Source organism: Sphingopyxis sp. RIFCSPHIGHO2_12_FULL_65_19 (genome assembly GCF_001830555.1).
Taxonomy (GTDB): domain Bacteria; phylum Pseudomonadota; class Alphaproteobacteria; order Sphingomonadales; family Sphingomonadaceae; genus Sphingopyxis.
This window is the reverse complement of sequence record NZ_MIAM01000030.1, coordinates 77,647-84,317: the sequence shown is the minus strand read 5'-3', so window position 1 is coordinate 84,317 and position 6,671 is coordinate 77,647. Positions and strand designations below refer to the sequence as shown.

Annotated in this window: 7 protein-coding genes and 1 pseudogene; all 8 read left to right on the top strand. The window is 64.5% G+C overall.

Features of this window, described 5'->3' with window-relative positions; translation table 11 throughout:
- Window positions 1-19: 19 nt before the first annotated feature.
- Window positions 20-1,189 (top strand): isovaleryl-CoA dehydrogenase, encoded by a 1,170-nt coding sequence (locus A3E77_RS09995; RefSeq protein ID WP_293645565.1) that lies wholly within the window; start codon window positions 20-22, stop codon window positions 1,187-1,189.
- Window positions 1,186-1,536: a hypothetical protein gene (locus A3E77_RS09990; RefSeq protein WP_293645482.1), complete on the top strand. Its 351-nt coding sequence runs from the start codon at window positions 1,186-1,188 to the stop codon at window positions 1,534-1,536. Before A3E77_RS09995 ends, A3E77_RS09990 begins: the two co-directional genes overlap by 4 nt.
- Window positions 1,533-1,826, top strand: a complete 294-nt coding sequence (locus tag A3E77_RS09985) for a hypothetical protein (RefSeq protein ID WP_293645480.1) — start codon at window positions 1,533-1,535, stop codon at window positions 1,824-1,826. Before A3E77_RS09990 ends, A3E77_RS09985 begins: the two co-directional genes overlap by 4 nt.
- A complete protein-coding gene (locus A3E77_RS09980; RefSeq protein WP_293645478.1) occupies window positions 1,823-3,421 on the top strand; it encodes a carboxyl transferase domain-containing protein in 1,599 nt (532 codons plus the stop codon). The genes A3E77_RS09985 and A3E77_RS09980 overlap by 4 nt, the downstream gene beginning before the upstream one ends.
- Window positions 3,422-3,425: 4 nt before the next feature.
- On the top strand, window positions 3,426-3,740 hold the full coding sequence (locus tag A3E77_RS09975) for a DUF3088 family protein (protein ID WP_293645476.1): 315 nt from the start codon (window positions 3,426-3,428) through the stop codon (window positions 3,738-3,740).
- Complete coding sequence (locus tag A3E77_RS09970) at window positions 3,737-5,578, top strand: acetyl/propionyl/methylcrotonyl-CoA carboxylase subunit alpha (protein WP_293645474.1); 1,842 nt, start codon at window positions 3,737-3,739, stop codon at window positions 5,576-5,578. Before A3E77_RS09975 ends, A3E77_RS09970 begins: the two co-directional genes overlap by 4 nt.
- A 168-nt stretch (window positions 5,579-5,746) precedes the next feature.
- Window positions 5,747-6,199: a MaoC family dehydratase gene (locus A3E77_RS09965; RefSeq protein ID WP_293645472.1), complete on the top strand. Its 453-nt coding sequence runs from the start codon at window positions 5,747-5,749 to the stop codon at window positions 6,197-6,199.
- Window positions 6,199-6,671, top strand: a pseudogene (locus A3E77_RS09960) (aldolase/citrate lyase family protein); the annotation flags it as partial. The gene A3E77_RS09965 and the pseudogene A3E77_RS09960, both read left to right, overlap by 1 nt.

Genomic DNA, 6,671 nt, shown 5'->3' with positions numbered 1-6,671 from the left:
CTCGATCGATAGGTATTTCATGCGCGCCACCCCCGATTTCGATTTCGCGCTTGGCGAAACCGCCGACATGATCCGCGACACCACCGCCCGCTTTGCCGATGAACAGATCGCGCCGCTGGCGGCAAAGGCCGACGCCGACGACTGGTTTCCGCGCGACGAATTGTGGACCCAGATGGGCGCGCTGGGCCTGCACGGCATCACCGTAGAGGAAGAGTTTGGCGGGCTGGGCCTCGGCTATCTGGAGCATGTCATCGCGGTCGAGGAAGTCAGCCGCGCCAGCGCCGCGATCGGCCTGTCCTATGGCGCGCATTCCAACCTGTGCGTCAATCAGATCCGCCGTTGGGGCAATGCCGAGCAGAAAGCGAAATATCTGCCCAAGCTGATCAGCGGCGAGCATGTCGGCAGCCTGGCGATGTCCGAAGCGGGCGCGGGCAGCGACGTCGTGTCGATGAAGCTGAAAGCCGACCGGGTTCAGGGCGGCTATGTCCTCAACGGCACCAAATTCTGGATCACCAACGCGACCTGCGCCGATACGCTGGTCGTTTACGCCAAGACCAGCCCCGAAGCGGGTTCACGCGGGATCACGGCCTTCCTGATCGAAAAGGATATGCCGGGGTTCAGCATCGGGCAAAAGATCGACAAGGTCGGGATGCGCGGTTCGCCAACCGCCGAGCTGGTCTTCACCGACTGCGAAGTGTCCGAGGAACAGGTGATGGGCCCGGAAAATGGCGGCGTCGGCGTACTGATGTCGGGGCTGGATTATGAGCGCGTCGTGCTCGCAGGGCTCCAGCTCGGGATCATGCAGGCGTGCCTCGACACGGTCATTCCCTATGTTCGCGAGCGCAAGCAGTTCGGTAAGCCGATCGGGTCGTTCCAGTTGATGCAGGCGAAGGTTGCCGACATGTATGTCGCGCTTCAGTCGGCGCGCTCCTATGTCTATAACGTCGCCAAGGCGTGCGACGCGGGACAGACGACGCGCTTTGATGCCGCGGGGTGCATATTGCTCGCCAGCGAAAGCGCGGTGAAGGTTGCGGGCGAAGCGATCCAGGCGCTTGGCGGCGCGGGCTATACCAAGGACTGGCCGGTCGAACGCTATTGGCGCGATGCCAAGCTGCTCGACATCGGCGCGGGGACGAATGAAATCCGGCGGATGCTGATCGGCCGCGAACTGATCGGCGCGGGCGCGTGATCTGGCTCTGGCTGTCGGCCGCCCTGATGGTGACGACGGCCGGGGTCCATTCCTTGCTGGGCTATCGGCGGCTGGTGCAACCGCTGTTGCGCGCCGGGGACGGCCCGCTTGCCGACCCGATCGCGCGTCGTATCGTCCGGTTCGCCTGGCATGCGACCTCGATCCTGATGCTGATTTCTGCGGCAGCGATCGTCTGGCCGGGAACGCCGGCAGGATTGCTGCTCGTCATCGGCAGCGGCTGGCTCGCGACCGGATTGGTGAACCTTGCCTACACCAACGGCCGCCATATCGCGTGGCCCGCGCTCAGCGGTGCAGGCATCTTCGCCCTGATCGGGGCATGGGCATGAGCGAGGCGCTGCTGACCACCCTGCAATATTATGGCGCCGGCGCATCGACGCTGGCGGCGTTGCTCGTCTCGCTGAACCTCGGTCGCCGCTGGACCGGCTGGGCGTTCGTCATTTTCGTCACGAGCAGCCTCGCCCTGATCGGCTGGGGTTTCTTGCAACCGGACAGCGAAGGCATCGGGTGGCAGAATGTCGCTTTGCTGATCATCAACGCAATCGGGGTCTATCGTTACCTGATCGCCAAAAACATAGCGGACCATCCGCCCCAAAGGCAGGGAGAAACCAACCAGTGAGCGCACCCGTTCTTGGCACGAGCATCAACGCGGACAGCGACGAATATCGCACCCGCAGCGCGCACAACCGCGCGCTGACCGACGCGCTGCGGGCGGCGGTCGCCGAAGCCGCGCTCGGCGGCAATGAAAAGTCGCGCGAACGCCACACCAGCCGCGGCAAATTGCTGCCGCGCGAGCGCGTCGAGCGGCTGCTCGATCCGGGCTCGCCTTTCCTCGAAATCGGCCAGCTGGCGGCGAACGACCTGTATGAAGGCGAAGTGCCGGGCGCGGGGCTGATCTGCGGCATCGGGCGCGTGTCGGGGCGGCAGTGCATGATCGTGTGCAATGACGCGACGGTGAAGGGCGGCACCTATTATCCGATGACGGTCAAGAAGCATCTGCGCGCACAAGAGATTGCGGAGGCAAACCGCCTGCCGTGCATCTACCTCGTTGACAGCGGCGGCGCCAACCTGCCGCATCAGGACCAGGTCTTTCCCGACCGTGACCATTTCGGGCGCATCTTTTTCAACCAGGCGAATATGTCGGCAAAGCGCATCCCGCAGATCGCCTGCGTGATGGGAAGCTGTACCGCGGGCGGCGCCTATGTGCCGGCGATGAGCGACGAGACGGTCATTGTGCGCAACCAGGGCACGATCTTCCTCGCCGGTCCGCCGCTGGTGAAGGCGGCGACGGGCGAGGAGATCAGCGCCGAGGATCTGGGCGGCGGCGACCTGCACGCGAAGAAATCGGGCGTCGTCGATCATCTTGCCGAAAATGACGAACATGCGCTGACCATCGTGCGCGACATCGTCAGCCACCTCGGCGACGACAAGGGGTTCGAGGTTGTGCTGAAGGACCCGCGGCCGCCGAAATATGATGGCGAAGAACTTTACGGCGTCATCCCGGACGACGTCCGCGCGCCCTATGACGTCCATGAGGTGATTGCGCGGATCGTCGACGCCAGCGAATTTCACGAGTTCAAGGCGAATTACGGCGCGACACTCGTCTGCGGTTTCGCGCATATCTGGGGCATCCCGGTCGCGATCCTCGCCAACAATGGCGTGCTGTTCAGCGAGAGTGCGGTCAAGGGCGCGCACTTCATCGAGCTGGCGCAGCAACGGCGCATCCCCCTGCTCTTCCTCCAGAATATTTCGGGCTTCATGGTCGGCGGCAAATATGAGGCCGAGGGCATCGCCAAGCATGGCGCGAAGCTGGTGACGGCCGTGGCAACCGCCACCGTGCCGAAAATCACCGTGTTGATCGGTGGCAGCTTCGGCGCGGGCAATTACGGCATGTGCGGACGCGCCTATAGCCCACGTTTCCTCTTCAGCTGGCCCAACAGCCGGATCAGCGTGATGGGCGGCGAACAGGCGGCATCGGTGCTGGCGACCGTCCACCGCGACGCCGACAAATGGACGCCGGAGGAAGCCGAAGCCTTCAAGGCGCCGATCCGCCAGAAGTATGAGGATGAAGGCAATCCCTATCACGCCACCGCGCGCCTGTGGGACGATGGCATCATCGACCCCGCGCAGACCCGCGACGTGCTGGGTCTGGCCTTCGCCGCCACGCTGAACGCTCCGGTCGAAGACCGCGGCTTCGGCGTGTTCAGGATGTGATGCGATGAGTGAAGCACCCGACCGGCTGTTCATTCTCGATCGCGAGTTCGACGATCCTGCGTTTCCGGGCGCAACCTTTTATTGCCGCGACTGCATCCTTGTCGAAGGTCTGCTGGCGATGTTTCCCGATCGTGCCGCCCACCTTGAGGTCATTCGCGTACCTTGGCCGCGCCCTCGCCAACTTGTCGTCGAGGCTATTGGCGACGCGAACCAGAACCTCCCCGCGCTTGTCTTTTCCGACGGCGGCTTCGTGAATGACATCAAGCCGCTGCTTGAAGCGCTCCATACCCGTCACGGCTTTCCGGAACCGCACCCATGATCAACTCCCTCCTCATCGCCAATCGCGGCGAAATCGCCTGCCGCATCATCCGCACTGCGCGCGAGATGGGCATCCGGACCGTTGCGGTCTATTCGGACGCCGACGCCAAGGCGCTGCATGTGCGCGAGGCCGACGAAGCCGTGCATATCGGCCCGTCGCCGGCGCGGGAGAGCTATCTGATCGGCGAGAAGATCATCGCCGCTGCGCAGGAAACCGGCGCCGAGGCGATCCATCCGGGCTATGGCTTCCTCTCCGAGAATGCCGAGTTCGCGCAGGCGGTGGCTGATGCGGGGCTCGTCTGGGTTGGGCCGAAACCCTCGTCGATTACTGCGATGGGGCTGAAGGATGCGGCGAAGAAGCTGATGGCCGATGCGGGCGTGCCGGTGACGCCGGGCTATATGGGCGAGAACCAGGACCCGGCCTATCTTGCCGAGCAGGCGGCGCAGATCGGCTACCCCGTGCTGATCAAAGCGGTCGCGGGTGGCGGCGGCAAGGGGATGCGCAAGGTCGATGCTGCAGCCGACTTCATCGACGCGCTCGCTTCATGCCAGCGCGAGGCGGCGGCGTCGTTCGGCAACGATCATGTGCTGATCGAGAAATATATCCTGACCCCGCGCCATATCGAGGTGCAGGTGTTCGGCGATAGCCACGGCAACGTCGTCCACCTGTTCGAGCGCGACTGCTCGCTGCAACGCCGTCACCAGAAGGTGATCGAGGAAGCCCCCGCCCCCGGCATGGACGAAGCGACGCGCGCCGAGCTTTGCGCCGCCGCGGTGCGCGCGGCGAAGGCGGTCGACTATGTCGGCGCGGGCACGATCGAATTCATTGCCGACGCCAGCGAAGGCCTGCGTGCCGACCGCATCTGGTTCATGGAAATGAACACCCGGTTGCAAGTCGAGCATCCGGTGACCGAGGAGATCACCGGGGTCGATCTTGTAGAATGGCAGCTTCGCGTTGCGTCGGGCGAGCCAATCCCGCTGGCGCAGGACGAGCTTTCGATCAACGGCTGGGCAATGGAAGCCAGGCTCTATGCCGAAGACCCCGTCAAGGGCTTCCTGCCGTCGATCGGCACGCTCGAGCTGTTCCAGCTTCCCGAACATATGGGCCGCGTCGATACGGGCGTCTATGAGGGCGCCGAAGTCTCGCCCTTTTACGACCCGATGATCGCCAAGGTCATCGCGTGGGGCGAGGACCGCGAGGAAGCGCGCGAATTGCTGTCGGAGATGCTGGAGGACAGCGCGATCTGGCCGGTGAAAAGCAATTCGGCGTTCCTGATCAATGCGCTGGGTCATTCCGACTTCGTCGCGGGCACCGTCGATACCGGGCTGATCGGCCGCGACGGCGACGCGATGACCGAGGAGCCGGTGCCGACCGCCCAGGCGCTGACCAACGCCGCGATGGCGATGGTGCCGCGTTCGATGCAATCGGGATTTCGCCTCAACGCGCCCGATGTGCGCAGCGCGCCCTTCATGCTCGACCGCAAGCGCGTCGAGGTGGCGCTGCACGGCCCCGGCGCCGATGAGCCCGCCCCCGCGATGCTGGTCGCCGAAAGCGGGTCGGTGTGGCAGCTCACGCCCTGGCGCGCCGCGGGGAGCACCGGCGGCGCGGTCAGCGACGGCGCGATCCTGTCGCCCATGCCCGGCAAGGTCATCGCGGTCGATGTTGCGGTGGGCGACAAGGTGACCAAGGGGCAGAAATTGCTGACGCTCGAAGCGATGAAGATGGAGCATAGCCTGACCGCGCCCTTCGACGGCGTGGTGGCGGAGCTTAACGCAACCGCGGGCGCGCAGGTGCAGGTCGAGGCACTGCTGGTGAAGATCGAAGCGGCGGCCGACTAAACGACCTTCTCCCGGCGGGAGAAGGATATGGAGCCTTATCGCGCAGCGATTAGGCGGAGTTGGATGAGGGGTTGCGAGCTAACGGGAGGGCACAGCCCCTCACCCAGCTGCGACTAGCCGGCAAGCCGGCAAGTCTTCGCATCCCTCTCCCATGGGAGAGGTAAAGATATGGCCGGCAAATATTTCGACGAGTGGGCAATCGGCGACACGCTGACCCACGACATCCGGCGCACGGTGACCGAGACCGACAATCTGCTGTTCACCGTGATGACGCACAATCCGCAACCGCTGCACCTCGATATCGAGGCGGCGAAGGCGTCGGAATTCGGACAGATCCTCGTCAACGGCACCTTCACCTTCAGCCTGATGGTCGGGCTGTCGGTCGGCGACACGACATTGGGCACGCTCGTCGCCAACCTTGGCTATGACAAGCTGGTCATGCCCAAGCCCGTGTTCATCGGCGACACACTGCACGCGACAAGCGAAGTGGTCGGCCTGAAGGAGTCGAAATCGCGGCCCAATGCCGGCATCGTCACTTTCCTCCACCGCTGTATCAACCAGCGCGATGAACTTGTATGCCAGTGCGAGCGTTCTGCCCTTATCCAGCGGAAGGCCAGCTAATGCGACTTCGTTCCCTCCTCTTCGTGCCCGGCGACCGTCCCGAACGCTTCGCCAAAGCCGCGGCGTCGGGCGCCGATGCGATCATCCTCGACCTGGAGGATTCGGTGTCGCCCGCGAACAAGGACATGGCGCGCCATGCCGTCGCCGAATATCTGGCGGGGACACGCGAAGTGGTCACGCTGGTCCGCGTCAATCCGCTCGACGGACACCTGACCGCGGCCGACATTGCCGCAATTGCGGGCGCGCGGCCCGACGCGATCATGTTGCCCAAGGCCGAAGGCGCGCCGAGCATCCTGCAACTCGACACCATCTTGCGCAGCGAATTGGCGCGCGATGCGTCGCTGCCCGCGATCCTGCCGATTGCCACCGAAACCCCCGCGGCGATCTTTAAGCTTGGCAGCTATCGCGAAGTGAAAGAGCGCCTGCTCGGCCTGACCTGGGGGGCCGAGGATCTGCCCGCCGCGATCGGCGC

Excerpts from the sequence above, each read along its gene's own strand:
- A3E77_RS09995 (WP_293645565.1), top strand. The coding sequence starts at position 20 with ATGCGCGCCACCCCCGATTTCGATTTCGCGCTTGGCGAAACCGCCGAC.
- A3E77_RS09985 (WP_293645480.1), top strand. The coding sequence starts at position 1,533 with ATGAGCGAGGCGCTGCTGACCACCCTGCAATATTATGGCGCCGGCGCA.
- A3E77_RS09975 (WP_293645476.1), top strand. The coding sequence starts at position 3,426 with ATGAGTGAAGCACCCGACCGGCTGTTCATTCTCGATCGCGAGTTCGAC.
- A3E77_RS09970 (WP_293645474.1), top strand. The coding sequence starts at position 3,737 with ATGATCAACTCCCTCCTCATCGCCAATCGCGGCGAAATCGCCTGCCGC.
- A3E77_RS09965 (WP_293645472.1), top strand. The coding sequence starts at position 5,747 with ATGGCCGGCAAATATTTCGACGAGTGGGCAATCGGCGACACGCTGACC.